Genomic DNA, 19,450 nt, shown 5'->3' on the forward strand with positions numbered 1-19,450 from the left:
ATCATATTTTTCCCTTATTGATATTTTGCTTTCTGGCTATCAAGAATAAATTATCCTTTTGCTCCACTATCGTTACATTCAGCACAGCTTCTACCCCTTCCAGCAAGGTTTGCAAGTCCGGATTTCGGAGTGATCCCGAAATTTTCTTTTTTGACAATGTCGAATCCTGAACCTCCACGGATACTCCGTAGGTTTGCTCAATATTTTTGATCAAGTCGCTAAGAGGAGTCTCTCTAAATTCAAGCTTTCCGTCAAGCCAGGCGGTATAAAGCAGGGTATCCACCTCCTGCAGCTGAATGTCAGACTGACTTGAAGAAAACTGGGCCCGTTGTCCCGGCTTGAGCTTGAAATTTTCCGGTTTCCCTTTTGCAGGGTCTTTGAACAGTATTTCTAAACTCCCTTCTTCCAGTACGACCCCCGTTCGGTCAAAACGAGTATTTACATTAAAGCGAGTTCCGAGTATATGTATATCACCATCAGGAGTATGGACAATAAAATTTCGATTCTTCCCATCCGGGTTTCTGGTAATCGAAAAATGAGCTTCCCCCTCTAACCAGACTTCCACGAGAGCTCGATTGAACTGTTCAGGGCTATATCGCAAGGTGGAATTAGCGTTCAGCCGAATTCTTGAGCCGTCACTGATCTTTAAATTCGCTTTTTCACCATACCCTACTTCAACATTTGAATACAGCGGCTCTGAGTTAGCCTTTTTCGGTTGCTGCTGAGTAAAGAGTGTGATAGCTGCAACCATTGCTATAAGAAGTGCGATACTGGCTGCGACTGCCCAGCGGTATCCGGTACTACTTTGCCTGGTTTTGTCAGGTAGTTGAAATATGTTATTACGCTCATCAATACGTTCCTGGAGTTGCTTTAACTCTTGCTGAAGGTCACTACCCCGGCTTTCTTCCATCGGCAAGTTATAAAGCATATCGGCTTTTTTCCTGACCCTTGCATGCAGAGGGGACTCCTCCTGCCAGTTTTCCCACCTTTTTTGCTCTGTTCTACCAGCTTCTCCATTAATCCAGCGATTAAAGGAAGGATCATCTAATAGATCTAATAATATCTGTTCCTCTTCTGACACTGTTGGTAGCTTTATTTATCTGGTTAATTTTCTATTCCATATTTATAAAGGAAGCCATACCTAAAATCTACTCATCTAAAATTCTTTTTTTCTAAAATCAACAATATTTTCCAAAATCAGCTGCATGCAAGAAGATTATCACCAACCGGCACAACCGACTCATTTATTTCGGAGTTGAGAGCGATTTTACTATCTTAAACTCCATTTACAACAAGATAAGCCCTAAAAGACATGTACTGCTTCCGCTTTATCATTACGTCCGATTAAAGGTGTATTTGAACGCACAGAATGAATTTATTTGACTGTGCAGTAGTGATGAATTGTTTTTTTAAAAAGAAAAGGTGGAGGCATACCTGTCCAGTCATTCGATTGAGAGATCGGCTGCCGCTGGATTTAACCCGTAATCCTGAAAAATAAACAAACCGGACAGAGTTTAGATTACACTACCCAACACCGCCGGGTTTAATTTACACTACCCTCCCAGCCATGAGCAATTCAAGGAAAAGCCTTTATTCTAATTTCAGTCTGAAATTCGGCACCAGAATCTATACATTCAAAAACTTTTTCAATGCCTGAATGGCCCGGTGCACGTAATTATAGACACTCTGCCGGTTCACTTCCATAACCTCGGCAATTTCTGCATTTGACAATCCACTGTAAAATTTCAGGAAAATTGTCTCTTTTTCTCTCTGATTAAGTGTTTCGAGGGCTCTTTTTAGTTCCTGTTTTTGCTCTCGTTCGAATTCTTCCATCATCATCAGATCCTCTTTATTTACCACATGCCGGAAAGACTCTTCAGAATAGGACTGCTCTCTCTTATTTCTTTTTTGTTTAATTTCATTCTGTCTGTAAATAGTTCTTCTGAGGGATATATACAAATAGGAACGGACATACTCTATGTCCGACAGATTACTCCGCTGCTCCCAAATGGAATAAAACAGTTCCTGTATACTATCTTTTACCAGCTCTTCCCGCGGAATAAGCTTTAATCCATAGTTCAGCAATGGCCTGTAATATTTTTGAAACAGTTCGGATAATGCCTCGCGATCATCGTCGAGAAGACGCTTCCACAATCTGACATCTTCTGCATAATGGTCTTTTTTCATAACATTGTCTGGATAAACCTGGCAGCAATGTTTATCCAGTATCGCATGGACACAGTTATTCCTCGAACGATTGACATCTTAACCCAAGCTCAATTAATACCTGATTTTGAATACTATTTTGCTAAATTTTTACTCCCATCCGTTCCCATTTCTATGGGAGATCCTACCTTTAGATTTTCTTTATAAAATCTAAATTATTTATTTAAATCAAAATCAATCTAAGCTGGATTATTCACAAAGAAAAGCGGTCTCTCTTATTCATATTCCAGGACCTGTCCGTCCCCGAGCAGCTGCTCGCGCAGCAGCGAGTAGTCCAGGGCCTGCACGCTCACCTCCTCTTCAAGGGCCAGAGCCGCCGCGGCGGCCGCGCTGTGCCCTAAAATCATAAATACCGGTTCCATGCGGATCGACCCGAAAGCAATATGGGAGGCCGACAGCGCTACCGGGACCAGCAGGTTCTCCGCCTGAGCTTCTTTCGGCACGAGCGACCCGTAGGCTATCTGGTAGGGTTGATCCGGGTGCACCCCGATGTCGCCCTCGTTTTGAACATACCCTTCCGGGGTAATATATCGCTGCACGTTATGGGAGTCCATCGTATAAGACCCCATCCCGACCGGCTCGGGCACCTCGCGCTTGCCCAGCACTTCGTGTTCGGTCATGACATACCGGCCGATCATCCGCCGGGCTTCCCGGATATAGAGCTGGTGCGGCCAGTGGCCGTTGTCCGTAAATTCATCTTTAGCCAGTCCCCACCGGTTCACTTCTTCCTGTATCTCCGCGGGCACCCGCGGGTCGTTGGCCAGAAAATACATCAGTCCCTTCTGGTAATCCTCGTGTTCCCGGATGATTTGCTCCCGGCGCTGGTACGAAGCCTCCGGGTAATCGTAGTTCATTCCGATATAGTCGGTGCTGACCGGCCCGTGGTTGTTGGTATCGGTCTTGCGGTTCGGGATCGCATCGTATTTGGCAAAAAAGTTATTTCGCTCATGCCAGCCGGTTTCAAACATCCGCAGTAACAACAGGTACTGAGAGGGTTCGTAGCTGTCGGGCTTTGGGAAAGGGACCTGGTTGTCGGGATGGTCGCTCAGGCACATCCGGAAACAGTAGGCCTGGATTTTCTGGTCGCCGGACCCTTTCCGGCCGGGTGGAGCGGCCGAAACGCCCCCGATAATACCGCTGGAGGGCTCGCCGGGTGAAAAGTAAGGTGAAACCTGATCCGTTTCCGGATCAAAGTGGTGGCTGTGATGAAAGACTCCCGTCTGCACCCCGTTCCAGTTTTCGTCGTATACGCTGTTGGCCTCCCGTCCCACGTGGTAGTCGACCCCGGCGGCCGCCATCAGGTCCCCTTCGTACGTAGCATCAATAAACATCTGTCCCCGGAAAACTTTCCCGCTCAGGGTCTCGATCGATCGGATCCTGCCCTGCTCCTTGATCACCCCGCCCTTGCGGTCCAGCCACTCATCACGAAGTACGGTGATCGCTTCCTCTGCTATCCACTCCTCATAGACCTGCTCCGCCACATGGGGCTCGAAGATCCACATGGTAGCCTTGTCTTTGTCCACGGCCGGGGTACCCTGCCCGCGCAGCTCACCAAAATCGGCGTGATCCTGCCACCGCCAGGCCGCCGTATCCTGGTAATGGGTATACACCCGCTGGTAAAATTCCCGTGAGAGTCCCCCGATAACCGCCTTGTCCCCCACATCCGTATACCCGAGTCCCCCGGAAGTCAGCCCGCCCAGGTGGATATCCGGTGACACCATGATTACCGACTTTCCCATGCGGGACGCCTGCACCGCCGCCGTCACCGCCGCTGAGGCGCCCCCGTAGATAACGACATCCGCCTGGTAGTGACCGGCCTTTTTTGGAGCATTATGCTGCTGCGCAAACAGCAGGGGAGCGATACCCATTAAAATGAAGACAAGGGATAGTCTTTTTATGTAATATTTAGACTGGCTCATTCTCATGTTACTATATCCTATGTTAGTTGAAATGAAATTCAATGCTTCTGCTAAGTAATCCTGCATAGAAAAACCGTGTCTGTATGTATATTAAAAATCCTGCGGACGCTATATGATTCTTGCTCCTTACAGCCGGCCGCAGTCAGCCTGACACAGTTCATCGGTGGGCTGGTCCGCCGGGGGCCACTGCTCGAGATCGATATCGAGTTTCTGTCCCTCTTCAAGCAGCCGCTCTCTGAGTTGCCGGTACGGGACCTCCTGCACCGCACTGTTGGTCTCCAGGGCAATATCGGCCGCATTGGCCGCTGACTGGGCCAACACCATAAAGACCGGCTCCATGCGAATGGAACCGAACGAAATATGGGAAGCGGACACGCCATTACAGCACACGAGTAAATTTGAGCATTCCTCGCTGCGAGGGGTCAGTGATCTGTACGAGATGGCATAGGGACCGCCCGGGGTATATTCAATGTTGCCTTCATTTTGCGCGTATCCCTCCTCCGTGATATGACGCTGCGCGTTATGGGAGTCCATATTGTAGGACCCCAGTCCCACCGGATCATCGGCCATCTCCAGCCGGCGGCAATCGTGTTCGGTCATTACGTACTCCCCGAGCATGCGTCTGGACTCCCGGATATACAGCTGTGGTGTCCAGGATCCGTTATCCCGGAATTCATCGGCCGCGAGTCCCCACTTCCCTATTTCACTGCGCACACTCTCAGGCACCCTGGAATGATTGGCAAGCGCCCATAACAGGCCCTGCTGGTAATTCCGGTGCTCGTCAATGATGGCGGAACGGGTGGCGTAATTGCCCTCCGGATAATCATAATTCATCCCGATATTATCCGTTGAAAACGCCAGCCTGTTATTAATATCCGTCTTTCGGTTGGGCATGGGAGAGTTTATCCAGGGAATCCGGTGATCGCCCGCCTCGAAGTTACGGAACAGCAGTTCATACCTGAGCTCATCATATCCTTCAGGCTTTTCGATCGGAATTTGATTTTCGGATACATCGGTAAGCGTCAAGCGAAAACAGTAGGCCTGCACGCGATCATCGCCCTCTCCATCCTCGCCCGGGTTTTCGTTATGGACGCCGGGCAATACCCCGCTGCCGGGCTGCCCGGCTTCTACATAGGGATCCACCTGTTCTCTGAAAATGTGGTTATGGGCCCTTCTTTTCTGAACCCCGTTCAGGGTCTCCCCGTATTTGGAATTTGCTTCCCGTCCCACGGTGTAGGAAACCCCTGCCATAGCCATAAGATCTGCTTCGTAGCTCGCATCAATAAACATCTTACCCTTGTAGACATTTCCCGAGGTGGTTTCGACGGCGGTGATTTTATCCTGATTCATCCTCACCCCCCGGCCGCCGAGGATAATCCGCTCATTCATAACCACCGGAACGCCGGCCTCATCAAGCATCGTTTGATATACCTGCTTGGCCACATGCGGCTCAAAGGCAAACATGCCGTCACTTCCCTCCTGCAGGCGGTCGGTCCGGTTCATAAATTCATCCCGGGTCTGGTACTGCCAGGCGTCGTCATTGGTATAGTACTCGCGGATTTTGCTGTAAAACTCCAGTGACATCCCGCCTATGGTACCTTCAATGCCAATATCAGTCTGTCCGAGTCCCCCGGTAGTCAGTCCTCCCAGGTGTCCCGACGGCTCCAGGAGTATCACGGAACGCCCTTTGCGGGCGGCAGCCACCGCCGCAATCACCCCGGCGGAGGTCGCCCCGTAAATCACCATATCATACTTTTCGTCCCGGGGAGCACCGCTACAGCCCGCAAGATACCGGGGCACCAGAAGTCCGCTTGTAAGCACCATAGAACGTTTCAAAAAATCTCTTCGATTGACCGACATATTCCACCATGTTATTTATTTCAAATTGCATGCTAACCTCTTCACGATGATCATGAAGCCGCATCTTTACCTCGCTTTAATCTTTCTTCAAGAATAACCCGCAATGAATACTTTATTTTTAGCTCTTTACCATTTGCTGCAAACAGAACCTCAAGTGTGTGGCAACCTCCGGAAATAGCTGAATATGCTGTGACGGCATTAATGCTTTCATTCTTCCCTTCAGTCCCGAAGACTTTTCAGCGTTTGTTCCAGCTGCTTTAACGTGTTTCTATCCGTTTCACTCAGTTCAGTTTCATCAACCTCCACTGCATCCGTGGGATATGGTTTGACTCTTTTAAATTTTCCATCATCCGTGACGATCCATTCTTTTGTACGCAGATAGCGTCCATTGGCCGTTTGGACATGAACCCACTCTTTGGGCTGATAAGAACCGTCATCACCGGTAAGGCTCTTAGCAAAACTTTTACCGTCGATCGACTGGTTTGGCAGCGGCGCACCGGTAATCTCACTTAAAGTAGGAAGAAAGTCAGCGGCCTCAATCAAATGGGTATTTTCACTCCCGGGCTCAATTTTTTCTGGCCATCGTATCAGCAGGGGCACTTGTGATCCGCGGTCGGTAAGGGTGGCTTTCCCTCCATACAGCGTTTGCTCCTCAAATTTTGAATACAGATGCTGATCCGTACCGTTGTCAGTCAGAAATATCACTACCGTATTATCAGCAATTCCCAACCGATCCAGGGTTTCCAGGAGATGGCCAACGTTATAGTCCAGACGCCGAACCATATCCGGAAAATATTTTGGCACACCATAGTTTATACCCCGCTCAAGACTACCGGACAGGCTGGAATCTTTGCTGTCGGGGGTCGGTACCCAGGGGAAATGAGGCAGCAACGAAGTGTAGTACGCCATAAACGGACGGCCTTCCCGGTGGCTATCGGTTATAAAGTCGGTAAGAAAGTCAACCATAACATCCGGACCGTATCGATCGTTGATCTCTTCGTGAATAACCTTTCCATCCCTGCGATAGTATGGATTATGGTATCTCGTCGTCCGCTCATTATTCTCCGTCATGATTTGCCAGAACTGGTAGGTATCAAATCCAAAGTCACGGACCCAATCTTGTTTTGACAAAAACGAGAGCTGCCATTTGCCGGCTATAGCGGTTCTATACCCCGCTTTTTTTAACTGCCGGGCGAAACTTGGCTCGGATGTTTTTAACACATCATTTTTATGGCGCTCATAATCTGATATGGGAAAGAGGGTCTGCGTCCGAAACGGGTATCGTCCCGTCAACAGCTCAGAACGTGTCGGAGTGCAATAGGGATTCACAAACATGTGGGAAAACTTCATCCCCTCTTTGGCAAGGCGGTCAATGTTGGGAGTTTCGACGAGTTCTCCACCATAGGCACTGATCCCATCGAGCCCGAGATCATCAGCCAGGATAAATAGAATATTGGGTCTATCTTTATGGACTTCCTTTTCTTTGCTAATCTTCGCTTCAGATGATGAAACTAATAAAAACAATAAGATTAACAGTACAATAGATCCAAGGTTTACAACCAGATGTGGGATTTTCATAAGTTTATTCCAAAATTACTTGTTATCGATATACTGGGGTCATTTACCCCATCCATAACCACCGGCTAAAAATGACGCTCTAATAGGGAGTTCCCAACGGGTAAATTTCTTCTGTAGGATCCAGAGTCCGATCATTTATTTGATCCATCAACCGACTTATCTCTACTTGGGAGAGTTAAATAGGTAGTCTTTAATTTTTCTTTATTTCACGATATTTATCTTTTATATCATACACATCTTAATCACCATTTCCCGGCCGCATTTTTAAACATCCACATGAAACATTAAACAGATATTTCGGTGCCAAATATAATGCGGCAGTCAACCGACTTTCAGTATAGGTTCTCTTGTGAATTGGTTTACCCATAACCACAATATGTGTTCCGATACATTTTTGAAATACTTACTAATGATACTGTATGAAGCAAGGTTTTTATACAGCGCATTCCCCCATTTCTAAAAATATCTTACCTTTAGATCTTCTTTATAAAATGTTAATTATTTATTTAAATCAAAATCAATCTAGTTTGGATTATTCATGAATAATCCAAACTAAACGTACTTACTAATTTGAAAAGAAAAATAGAACCAGTATAAACCGCTGGGTGGGAATGAGATAAACAGGATAGAGATCACCCGGGCAAAGACGGTGTTGACCATCAACATCAGGATCAGGATAATAAACAAAGACAGGATCCGGACGATTTATCTTATAATTCGTCTTCGTCAATTTAAAATAAATAATTCCTGCATAGAATTATTCTTAGATATGGACCTGCCATGGCAAAAATATTGTGTTCTTCTCCTTCTTAGGAAGGTCATTTTATAATTGGCGAGAGCCCCTCCTGCAGGGGGACCGTGGCCGTAACAGGGGGTTCGCCCTCCACCTCCACGCGGATCCTGGCCTGCCGGGGGGTAGCCTCCAGCAGCGTTGCCCGCACGGGCGGGACCTCCCCGCCGGCGGGCGTCAACACCCAGCCGAAGACCGCATCGCCGTCGATCTCCGCCCTGTAGACCGCCGTGGGATTCGGGGTTTTCCGGCCATAGGTCTCGCTGTACCATCCCTGGATAACCGGCTCCGTTTGGCCCTCTACAACCTCCAGCGTCCACTCCATGGCACCGGGACCGGCCGGGGTGATGCGCAGGTTGGCCCCGCCCGGGCTGGTCGAGACCACCTGCCGGTGCCCCTCGCTTTGCAGCGGCAGCCCGGGGGCATAATGCCACAGGGCCTGAATTTCACGCGGGCGATCCGTGGCGATGCGGTCCACTACCACCCAGTATCGTCCCCGCACATACAGCACCGCGCGGGTATGGGCCGCCCCTCCCGCGGCCCCGGCATAGGCTCCCCCGTAGGTGCCACGCGCGTAGTCAAAACCAGGCCTGTTCAGGTAATCGTCCCCGGATACCAGGGCCGCTTCGGCCCGGTTGGATTCGCTGGTTTGTCCCCCTCCGTCGACCAGAATCACATTATGGGAAAATGAGCTGCGAAAATACCCCCGCCAGGTGGTCGGGTCAAAACTAAAGTAGTTCTCATGGGTATAGCGTCCCCCGTCCACCAGCAGGTCCCGCCCGTAGGCGGACACCGACAGGTGCAGCTTGTCGCTGTGCTGGTGGCCGGTGCCGAAGGGACCCGTATCAAAGAACCCCCACTGGGCCTGCGGGCCCCACCCATCGCGCATCACATGAATGCCGGCCCACGGGAAAACCGCCGACGGCACACCCCCGGGCGGCTGTCCCTCCCGGCCGTTGGTGGCAATCCAGCGCCAGTCCGGCCGCCCGTATGTGCCGGCGGCTTCCAGGACTCTCGGCCGGAGATCCTCCCGGTCGGAATCATTGTTCAGCGGCTGGTGTCCGTCGGGGCGCATGCTGTAGGCCAGGTACCGGTACATCTGCTCCAGCCGCTCCACATAGCTCCCCGGGACCGCCTGTCCCGCTTGCATAAAATTATCCGCCAGCGACTCAAAGCGCTTTAACGCTGTCCACTGAATCTTTGTTGATAGTTCTGTTTGAACTCCATCTGGATATACCTGATTATTGATTTCACCCTCCATTACCTCAAGAGCATATTGAGTCCAATCTTCCGCCTTTCTGAATTCAGGAAAAGCAAGTCCAATTAGGGAAAGACCATGCATTTCTAAAATAGTCCAATTACTTCCCTCTTTATGATATTCCCGCAGGTACCCGGCATGTTCGGCAATACTTGAAAGCATAAGCAGGCGAGTGGCTGGAAGTAAATCTTCGGATTGTTGAAATCCATAAAATATTTGAGGCCAGGTAGCGCCCATACGAACTCCCGCTTCTAAATCTCTCCACCGGACCTCCGTGATATCCCTCCAGTCCAGGGTTTCCGTGGACGTATTGAGCACCATATACATCGAATCCTGTTCACTGGGCAGTGGATTGTGAATGATCCAGTCTCTCATTATAGAATCAATTTTTTTTATATATTCATCCTTTTTAATACTTATACCTGCCTTATATAAAGAGACTAGATATTCGTGTGCATTTAACTTATATGCTACCTCTTTATCTTTCTCTGGTCCTTTGAAATCCCACTGCCACCCTCCTTTATCATTGGAAGGTATAGTTAATTGAGTTCCACTGATATTAACAGAGTTATCTAAGAGTTGATTTGCCTCTCTAAGAACAGAAGTCTCTAAAGAATTGAAAGACTTATTCCTCAGCCATAAACCAGAGTCGGATTCTTTGTAATACGCTATTAAAGATTTGGCGGCCTTAACCGTATCCCCATTTTGCACGGCTACCCTCACTTTTTCGAGTCCCGCTTTATCAAGATCCAGCTGTTCCATCAGAAATCGAACCCGGTCCGGATAAGCACCCCAAACCTCTTCAACGCTCCTTATCGCCCTCCAGTCTGTTGAATCCTCCGTGAGTTCGGCGGACAGTAAAACCCTTTCTTCTGCCGTACCCACTATCTTATCCTCTGTTATACCTGCAGCTGTATTCACAACCGTAACAGGAGGTACGGCTAAAAAGGTTATGGCAGCCCATAGAATAAAAGAAATATAATTATACATAGTACGGACATACAGAACTTTGAATCAAAATACCAGCTCACATTTTGTCCCTCCTTACTGCTCCGTTGGGATCCATCTTAACCGTTTAAAGTGCTATCGGGACCAGGGGGACGGTATACTTATATGACGCTATTGTTGCTCCTTTTTTTCCGGCTCCGGCAGCTCCGCTCCCACTTCCCTGGCAAGCTCTTCTATCTTGCCCTGCAGCCGGTCCACAATCCCGGGATGCTCCTCCGCCCGGTTCCACCGCTCGCCCGGGTCGTTTTGCAGGTTGAACAGCTGGGGTTCCGGCTCCATAATGCGCAACTTCCACGGCCCCTCCCGGTACGCCTGCAGCTGTCCCCGCAGAAAATAGGGATACTCCTTGCGGGGCGAGGCTTCCTGCTCTCCCTTCAAAAAGGGCATCAGATCGTAGCCGTCCAGGGTATGATCGGGCAGATCTGCCCCGCCCGCCTCCATCAGCGTCCGGTAGATATCCGGCATCCCCGCAAGCTCATCGGTCACCTGTCCGGCGGGAATCTGACCCGGCCAGCGAATCATCGCCGGTACCCTCGTGCCGCCCTCGTAGGTAGTAGCTTTATATCCGCGCAGCAGCCCGGGCGAGCCCGTATGCCAGTGCTTGTTGCCTTCCTGCAGCATCCGCTTCGGAAGGTTGTTCCACGGACCGTTGTCGGAAGCAAAAAACACAATCGTATTTTCAGAGAGTCCTTCGGACTCCAGGGCCTCCAGAACCCGGCCCACGCTCCAGTCGATGGTTTCGATGACATCCCCGTAGTAGCCCCCGCGCGACTGCCCGCGAAATTCCTCCGTGGTGTGAATCGGCAGGTGCGGCATGTTGTAGGCCAGGTAGAAGAACAGCGGCTGGTCCTCCCCGGCCCGGGAGGTGATAAAGTCGACGGCCTCTTCGGTGTATCGGACCGTCAGGGAATCCTGGTTAACCGGATGCTCTACCATCTGTGTCCCCCGGTACAGCCCCAGCGGCTCCTCGGTCTGAACCCACGGCTTGCGGTAGTCATTGGAATAGGGAAGCCCCAACCAGCTGTCAAAACCCTGGTTGGGAGGCAGAAACTCCTCTTCCATATACCCCAGGTGCCACTTGCCCGCCATGCCGGTGGCATACCCGGCCGCCTGGAGCCCTTCGGCCAGCGTCACCTCGCTGTCGGGTAGCCCCCCTTCCCCGTCGGAGCCGGTGCCCCCGCCCAGGTCCACCCGCGGCAGGTGACGTCCGGTCAGCAGCTCCGTACGCGAGGGCACGCACCAGGAGGCGGTGACAAAGGAGGTAAACCGCACCCCCTGCCCGGCCAGACTGTCAATATTCGGGGTCGCAATCGTAGGGTGCCCGTAACTGCTCAGATCACCATACCCCATGTCATCGGCGAATAAAATAACAATATTCGGCGGCTGTCCCTCGTCTGCTGCCTGCTCTCCGCAACCGGCGAGGCCTATGCATGAAAACAGTAACAAAACGATGCCTGCGATTCGGGGGAACGTGCGCTGTTTAAAATTTGAAAATACCTTACTACTATTATGCAACATACTGATATTAGGTTATTTAATTATTGAATCTTATTCTGCGACCAGTCTCGAGGCGGCCCGGTGCACATAGTTGCCGGTCCCGTCACTGCCTTCGTATTGTTCGGCGAGGGCACGCAGCCGCTCGGTCAGCTCCCCGGGAAACGGATCCGAGCGTACCGTCTCCAGAAAGTTGATCGCCCGCAGTTTCACATGATCATCGGGATGCTCGAGGCTCTCCCCGAGCATGCCGAAGGCTTCCTCCCGGCGACCCAGCGCATACAGCGCTTCCGCAACGGCGACCCGGACCACCCCCGACGGATCATCAGTGCGCTCCAATAGCTGTTGCTCGTAGGCCGAGGCGTGCTCGTGGCCGATCGCCAGTCCCATCGCCGCCCAGTACCGCACCGAGGGATCTTCGTGGTCCAGCCGGTCGGCCAGCTCCCCTATATGGTCGTCCACGCCCCGCGAGGCCATCTCGGCGGTTCGAATAATCTCCCCGAGGGGGACTTCATCCTCGCGGACCGCCTCGACCAGGGGGCGTTCGCCGCGGAGAGGATCGATAATACCCTCCGGGATGAAGCCCACATCCCGCTGCCCGCGGATCCATTCCCGGTTGGCTTCCCGCAGCCGCCTCAGCTCTTCCTGATATTCCGGGTCGTCCGCCAGGTTATGGACCGTGTAGGGGTCGTCGGAGAGCTTATACAGTTCTTCGGCCGGCTTGGGCTCAAAAAAGCGGCGCTGGATTTCATCCAGGGTGCCCGCCTGATATTCCGTATGCCAGCTCTGCATCGAGGGCGCTTTCCACAGGTACCACAGATGCTGCCCGTATATCCGCTGGGGCATGTAGTTTCGGACATACAAAAACTCTTTGTCATGGACCGCCCTCACCAGGTCGTACCGCTCGTCCATGCGTCCCCGGTACGTATGCACATACTCCCGGGGGACAGCTTCGTATTCCCCCAAAAAGGGTCTGCCGTCCATAAATTCGGGCGGTTCGATGCCGGCCAGGCTCAGCACTGTCGCCGGGAAGTCCACAAAGGAAACCAGCCGGTCGGTGCGGGGGTCCTCCGGGGCCAGGTGCCGGTATTTCGGGGGCACATACACCATCAGGGGCACCTGCAGCCCCCGCTGGTTCATAAACCGTTTGGAGCCGGGCACCGCTCCCCCGTGATCACCGTAATAAAAGATAATGGTGTTTTCGGCCTCGCCGGAGGCTTCCAGCTCTTCGAGGATCTCACCTACCTGGCGGTCCATCCGCGTGACTTCATCGTAATAGTGGGCCCAGTCTTTCTTCACGGCTTCCGTCTGCGGGTGGTAGGGGGGAACCGGCGCATGGCCGGGATCATGAATCAGCGTATCAATGGGATCGTGCAGGCTGCTCTCGTGGCTGATGGTAATATTGCGTACATGGAAAAAGGGCTGGCCCTCTTCGCGGTCGCGGTAGTGGGCTTCCCCGCTGGACTCATCCCAGGCCCCGGGCTGGTCCACCGTATTGTAATCCTTTTTCCGGTTGTTGGTCGTATGATAGCCCGCCTCCTGCAGGTAGTGCGGGAAAAAACGGATCTGCTCCGGGATGGGAAAGCGGCTGCGCATATTTTCGGTGCCCATCCGGTTGGCGTAGGTGCCGGTGATCAGGGTGAACCGGGAGGGTGCGCATACGGGCGTGGTGGCATAGGCGTTCTCATAGACCGTGCCCCGCTCGGCCAGCCGGTCGAGATGGGGTGTATCCGCATAGTCGTCCCCATACGCCCCGAGAATCGGACTGTTGTCCTCGCTGGTTATCCACAGGATGTTCGGCGGCGGCAGCTCCTCCAGGGTCTCTTCCGGAGAGTCTTCCGTGGATTCCCCGCAGCCGACCAGGCCGCAAACCAGCAGCAGAATCAATCCCGTTCCTGTGATAGATGTCCAAATTCTTTTCCCTGTCCAATTCATGGTTTTATCTGTTAATGCGAATATGGGTTAGATAACTGTTTATAAAATGGCTGTCCCGTGCATAAAGTCCATCCTCCGATCCTTGCCGACAAGTACATCCATCTCTGCAAGCTCTGGGGGCGTACCGGAGGTACCCGCAGATCCCATGACCGGTAAAAATAGTATAAAAAATTATTGACTCCCCCCGGCGGCCGTTGGGTAAGAGAGGGATCGGGCAATCATATCCCGTTTTAAAAACCTGAACCCTGACCAATTAACAAAATCTAATTCAAAAATAACAATCTTCAATCCTCTTTCACCGGCAGCACCCATTCCGGGGCCGGGAATTCCCGCATGGGTCCCCGGAGACGAGGGTAGCTTTCCCACACATCACCGTCACCGGCCACGCGCGGATCTCCTGTTTTGTTGAGAACTCCCCTCAACCGCTCCCGGAAACTTTGGGTAAGCTCTTCGTATTCGGGATCCAGCGCCAGGTTGTTGATACAGGCGGGATCCTTCTTAATATTGTATAGTTCTTCAGCGGGACGCCGGCCAACGGCCAGGTGCAGGTACCGGTTGAAATAGGGATCATCGGCCTGTTCCGTCATCACCTCCAGCGCGGGAGCGGCGTCAATATCGTGATAGCCGCTGTGCATGGGAGTCAGCTGTCCATCTTCAATGCGGCGCGGACTCCCGGCCGGCCATCGCTGGGGGGCGAAGTTCCGGATGTAGAGGTATTGATGCGTGCGCAGGGACCGCTGGGGGTACCCCAGGTGGTTCCAGCGGGAACTCGAGTGACGCTCCCGTCCCGAATAAACCGCCAAGCGGGAGGGATCCACGATGCCCTCTTCGGAGGAGGTCAGGATATTCATCAGGCTCTTTCCGGTCATCACGTATTCGCCCCGGTGCTCGACCCCGGCCGCCTCGAGAACGGTCGGCATAATATCGATTAAACTGACCAGATCCTCAACCACGCGTCCCCCTGCCACGTGCTCCCCCCATCTTATGGCCAGCGGCACGTGAATCCCGTCCTCATAGAGGTTCGCCTTGGCCCGCGGGAACGGCATCCCGTTGTCGGAAGTCACAATAATCATGGTATTTTCAAGCTCACCCCGCTCCTTCAACAGTGCGAGCGCTTCTCCCAGGTGCCGGTCGAACCATTCGATTTCAACAGCGTAATCGAGCAGATCGCCTCGCACTTCAGGCGTATCCGGCAGGTAGTCCGGCACCTCCACATCCTCAAGCTTTTTGCCCGCCGCCCGGCCTATACCCTCTTCATAGGCCCGGTGCGGTTCGGAAGTGCCCAGCCAGAAATAAAAGGGAGATTCCTGCGGACGCTGTTCCAGGAAAACCCGGAAGTTGCCCGCATAATCGGTATCGCGTATATAGTCATGGGGCGGGGTAAGCTCCTCATCCTGGAACGCAGGTCCCGCCGGATTCCGCTCCCTGCCCCCCGCCTCCCAGTCCCCCGGTCCCCATCCCTTGCCGGTATAGCCCACCGTGTATCCCGCTTCTTCAAGCAGGTCGGGCAGTACGGTATATTTCTCAGAAAACGAACTGGCGTGCGTCCCCGCGGCCTCGTTTTGCCAGGGATATCTCCCCGTCAGTATCGCAGCGCGCGAGGGACTGCAGCCGGGTGAGGCCACAAAACCATTCATAAACAAAATGCCTTCCCCGGCCACCCGGTCGAAAGCAGGGGTATCCACAAACTCCGATCCGTAGGCCGAGGCGTGCGGAAAGGACTGATCGTCGCTGATGACAAACAGGATATTGGGACGCTGCTCCTGGGCGTGACCGGATATCCCCCAGCATGTGATCAAACTCAAGAGCAGTATTTTCTTAGCAAGGAAACCAAACGAGCGAACAGTGTTCATAATCCAACATTTTTAATAGTAAGCATTAACATAGCTCATAACGAAATATGTATCTTGGCTTTCTCTTTCGGGCCAGCGAAAAAGCGTGCAAAACAGGCGCTGACCACGCCGCATCTGTCCTGAGATATCCGGGAAGATAGAAGGCTGCCCGGCGAGCCCACTTCGCAAATTACATGAGAACATAACGTTTTAATTTATATTTAAAAGTACTATAGTCCATCCTCATAGGGTGGTGTATTGTAATTTCGTTCTTTTGGGGGAGCAGGCGTTACTCTTCCTCTTCCCTGGCCAGCGGTTCGAGTTCCTGCCTCCCTCTTTCCAGCCGTTTCACCATCTCTTCGACCACCCCGGGCTGCTCCCGGGTATAGCTGAACTGTTCGGAGGGATTGCACTCCAGGTCGAACAGCAGTCCCGGGTCATAGTAATGAGGCTCCCCTCCCCGTTCCCCCTCGAAGCGGGTCAGTCCCCGCCGGTAGTAGGAACGGACCACAAACTTCCAGCGCTGGGATCGTACCGCGGTGATCTCCTGGTTGTTGAAGAAATAGAGATACTCGTGAGGCGACTGCTCTCCGCCCTGCAACACCGGCCAGATATTCTTCCCGTCGATGGTCCGGTCCCCGGGCACTTCTGCCCCGGCCAGTGCCAGCAGCGTGGGAAACAGATCAAAGTTCATCGTAATCGCATCCGAGCTGACCCCCGGTGGAATCTGTCCGGGCCAGCGGGCAATTAACGGCACGCCCTGTCCCCCTTCCCAGCTTGCCGCCCCCTTGCGGTCGCGCAGCCGGCCGGAGCTGCCCTCGAACCATGGACCGTTGTCGCTGGTAACAATGACCAGGGTGTTCTCGTCGATGCCCTGCCGCTCCAGGGCTCCGAGCACTTCTCCCACGCTCCAGTCGATCTCCTCGATCACATCCCCGTACAAGCCCGCTTTAGACCGTCCCTGGAACGCCTCGGAGGCATACAGCGGCACATGCGGCATCGAATGGGCCAGGTAGAGGAAAAACGGTTCATCCGGCTGCTCTTCGATAAACTGAACGGCCTCCCGGGTATACCGTTTGGTGAGGGTGGTCTGATCGACAGGCTCTTCAAGAACTTCCTTGTTGCGGTACAGCGGAAGCGGACTCATATCATTACTGTAGGGCAGCCCGTAAAAATAATCGAAGCCGTTGCCGGTGGGCCAGGAGACATCAACCGTTCCCAGATGCCACTTGCCCACCATGCCGGTCCGGTATCCCTCCTGCCTGAGGGCCTCGGCGAGGGTAACTTCCTCGTCCGGCAAGCCGTGATTATCATCCGGAAACAGCACGCTGTGGGCCAGTCCCGTCCGGATGGGATACCGGCCGGTCAGGAGTCCCGCCCGCGCCGGGGTGCACACGTTGGCACTGGAGTAATGGTGGGCCAGTTTGACTCCTTCGGCTTCCATCCGGTCGATATGAGGCGTCTGGATCAGCGGCGAGCCGGAGCGGCCGACATCCCCGTAGCCGAGATCATCATTAAAGATGATGATGAAATTCGGGTGTTCGCCGGCTTTGTCCCCCTGGGCGAAAGCATTTACAGGCCCCAGTGCAAAAAAAACTATCAAAGTAAAGGCTATAGCTACGTTTTTAAACATGGTGTTTTTTTTATCAGTTAGTGTATTCACAGGTTGTTAATCGGAGGGGAGTCGGCAGGTTTTCTTTCCAATTGCTGGCCTATTGCCGTATTCCCCGAAAAGAAAAAAAATTAACGGGTACCATAAGATTATAAGCGAGGCCTTTGTATATACTTTGTATTTAAAATCCATCCTTAAAAGCATCTTTTGATCTATTCCCTGATATTACCCGGTTTATTTTAACTACTGAAAAATTATAAGCATACCAACTTTTTTGCCTCCGGGCTGAATTATTTCAGTTTAATCCCAGCCGCCATGGGGACAACCTTCCTGCAGATTGACTGCCGGTGGGGAACAAGGATTATTCTTCTACTCCGATCTCCCCGGCCCACTCCTGCCATTGGGATGCCAATCGATCGACCACATCCGGGTGCTGTTCGGCCAGGTTCGTTGTTTCCGTGCGGTCGGTCTGCCGGTCATACAGCTCCCAGTCATCCTCCCAGCGCACCAGCTTCCACTTTCCGGTCTGAATAGCGCGTCCACTGTTCCACTCGTAATACAGCGGCTGCTCGCGCTCTATGGAATCTCCCTTAAGCAGGGGAAGCAGGCTGACGCCTTCCATGGGATGCATGGATTCGCCGCGGTACTCGTCGGGATAGTCCGCCCCGCTTACCTCAACGAGCGTGGGCATGATGTCGATAAAATGAAGCAGGCTGTGATCAATTTGTCCCCCTTCGGAGATGACCTCCGGCCAGTGAACGATAAAGGGCGTGGCCGTGCCCCCTTCGTGGGAGTAGTTCTTGTAGAAACGGAATGGGGTATTGGCCACGTTGGCCCAGTCTTCTTTCAGCGAGGCCCACCGGGTCATGCTGCCTATGGGTCCCTCCCCGATTTGCACGACCTCGGATGAGGCGCCGTTGTCGGAGGCAAACATGAGGAGCGTATTGTCCAGCTCGCCCCGCTCTTCGAGGTAATCGAGCAGTCGCCCGATATTCTGATCCAGCCGGTCGATCATGGCGGCATAGACCTGCATCCGCCGCAGCTGGTCGGCCTTCGTGGAGTCGTCAAGGTCTGACCAGGGGCGGTGGGTCGGCTTTGATCGCGGGTAGCGCTCGTCGAGCAGTCCCATCCGGCGCTGTCGCTCGTAGCGGGCCCGGGCAATAGCCTCATAACCGACGTCATACACTCCTTCGTATTTCTCGATATCCTCCCGTGGGGCCTGCAGCGGATCGTGCGGGGCCTGGTAGGACAAATACAGCATAAAGGGCCGGGGGTCCTCTTCATAGCGGCCCAGCAGCTCCAGCGCCCAGTCGGTCCAGCTGTCGGTGCCGTAGTAATCCTCCGGGGGCGTGTAGGGTTCAGCCAGCGAGTCGTCGAATGCAAAGATCCGCGGGTAAAAGCCCTGTTTCTGGGCAGGGGGACCCGGGTCCCCGGGACGCTGCTCACCGGGATTGAAGTAGTTGGCCGCCCCGTCGCGCAGTCCCCAGTAGTGATCAAAACCCCACTCGTAGGGATTATCCGTACTGTGATGCTTTCCCACAAAAATGGTAGTGTAATCGGCCCCGCTGAGCACTTCCCCGAACATCACCGCCTGCTCGAAATCCCCCGGTGACTCGCTCATCCCCACCCGCTGGGCATATTGTCCCGTCAGGAGCACCGCTCGCGAGGGAAAACATTTGCTTGTATTATGCATCTGGGTAAACCGGATACCGTTGTCCGCCAGCCGGTCCAGATTCGGGGTCTCTATTTCGGATCCGTATGCCCCGATATCCGAGTAACCGAGGTCATCGGCCAGGATGAACACGATGTTGGGCCGGGGAGATTCATTTCGGTCCCCGGACGCCTGACCGCAGCCGACAAGCATGGAGGCGACAAACAACAATGTTACAGGATATACGCAGTATTCTAATAAGAGCCTGGAATTCATTTGATTAGTAA

Annotated in this window: 11 protein-coding genes; all 11 read right to left on the bottom strand. The window is 52.9% G+C overall.

Annotated elements, in window-relative coordinates:
* Position 1: 1 nt before the first annotated feature.
* Positions 2-1,081 (bottom strand): FecR family protein, encoded by a 1,080-nt coding sequence (locus BUB16_RS11960; protein WP_073064383.1) that lies wholly within the window; start codon positions 1,079-1,081, stop codon positions 2-4.
* Positions 1,082-1,626: 545 nt separating this feature from the next.
* Positions 1,627-2,187, bottom strand: coding sequence for an RNA polymerase sigma factor (locus BUB16_RS11965; RefSeq protein WP_073064387.1), 561 nt, complete (start codon positions 2,185-2,187; stop codon positions 1,627-1,629).
* Positions 2,188-2,441: 254 nt separating this feature from the next.
* A complete protein-coding gene (locus BUB16_RS11970) occupies positions 2,442-4,151 on the bottom strand; it encodes an FAD-dependent oxidoreductase (protein WP_434083891.1) in 1,710 nt (569 codons plus the stop codon).
* A gap of 120 nt (positions 4,152-4,271) precedes the next feature.
* Positions 4,272-5,981, bottom strand: coding sequence for an FAD-dependent oxidoreductase (locus BUB16_RS11975; protein WP_211483162.1), 1,710 nt, complete (start codon positions 5,979-5,981; stop codon positions 4,272-4,274).
* A 243-nt stretch (positions 5,982-6,224) separates the two neighbouring features.
* On the bottom strand, positions 6,225-7,583 hold the full coding sequence (locus tag BUB16_RS11980) for a sulfatase-like hydrolase/transferase (RefSeq protein ID WP_073064396.1): 1,359 nt from the start codon (positions 7,581-7,583) through the stop codon (positions 6,225-6,227).
* 818 nt (positions 7,584-8,401) lie between these two features.
* On the bottom strand, positions 8,402-10,621 hold the full coding sequence (locus tag BUB16_RS11985) for an alginate lyase family protein (protein WP_073064398.1): 2,220 nt from the start codon (positions 10,619-10,621) through the stop codon (positions 8,402-8,404).
* A 129-nt stretch (positions 10,622-10,750) separates the two neighbouring features.
* The gene (locus tag BUB16_RS11990; RefSeq protein WP_084088240.1) at positions 10,751-12,157 is read right to left on the bottom strand and encodes a sulfatase family protein; all 1,407 of its coding nucleotides are present in this window, start codon (positions 12,155-12,157) and stop codon (positions 10,751-10,753) included.
* Positions 12,158-12,187: 30 nt separating this feature from the next.
* A complete protein-coding gene (locus tag BUB16_RS11995) occupies positions 12,188-14,068 on the bottom strand; it encodes a sulfatase-like hydrolase/transferase (protein WP_084088241.1) in 1,881 nt (626 codons plus the stop codon).
* Between the two features lie 284 nt (positions 14,069-14,352).
* Positions 14,353-15,873: a sulfatase family protein gene (locus BUB16_RS12000; RefSeq protein WP_211483163.1), complete on the bottom strand. Its 1,521-nt coding sequence runs from the start codon at positions 15,871-15,873 to the stop codon at positions 14,353-14,355.
* 316 nt (positions 15,874-16,189) lie between these two features.
* Positions 16,190-17,533, bottom strand: coding sequence for a sulfatase family protein (locus BUB16_RS12005; RefSeq protein ID WP_073064404.1), 1,344 nt, complete (start codon positions 17,531-17,533; stop codon positions 16,190-16,192).
* Positions 17,534-17,873: 340 nt separating this feature from the next.
* Positions 17,874-19,439: an arylsulfatase gene (locus tag BUB16_RS12010; protein ID WP_139240294.1), complete on the bottom strand. Its 1,566-nt coding sequence runs from the start codon at positions 19,437-19,439 to the stop codon at positions 17,874-17,876.
* Positions 19,440-19,450 lie beyond the last annotated feature (11 nt).

It is taken from the genome of Fodinibius roseus, assembly GCF_900129315.1.
Taxonomy (GTDB): Bacteria; Bacteroidota; Rhodothermia; order Balneolales; family Balneolaceae; genus Fodinibius; species Fodinibius roseus.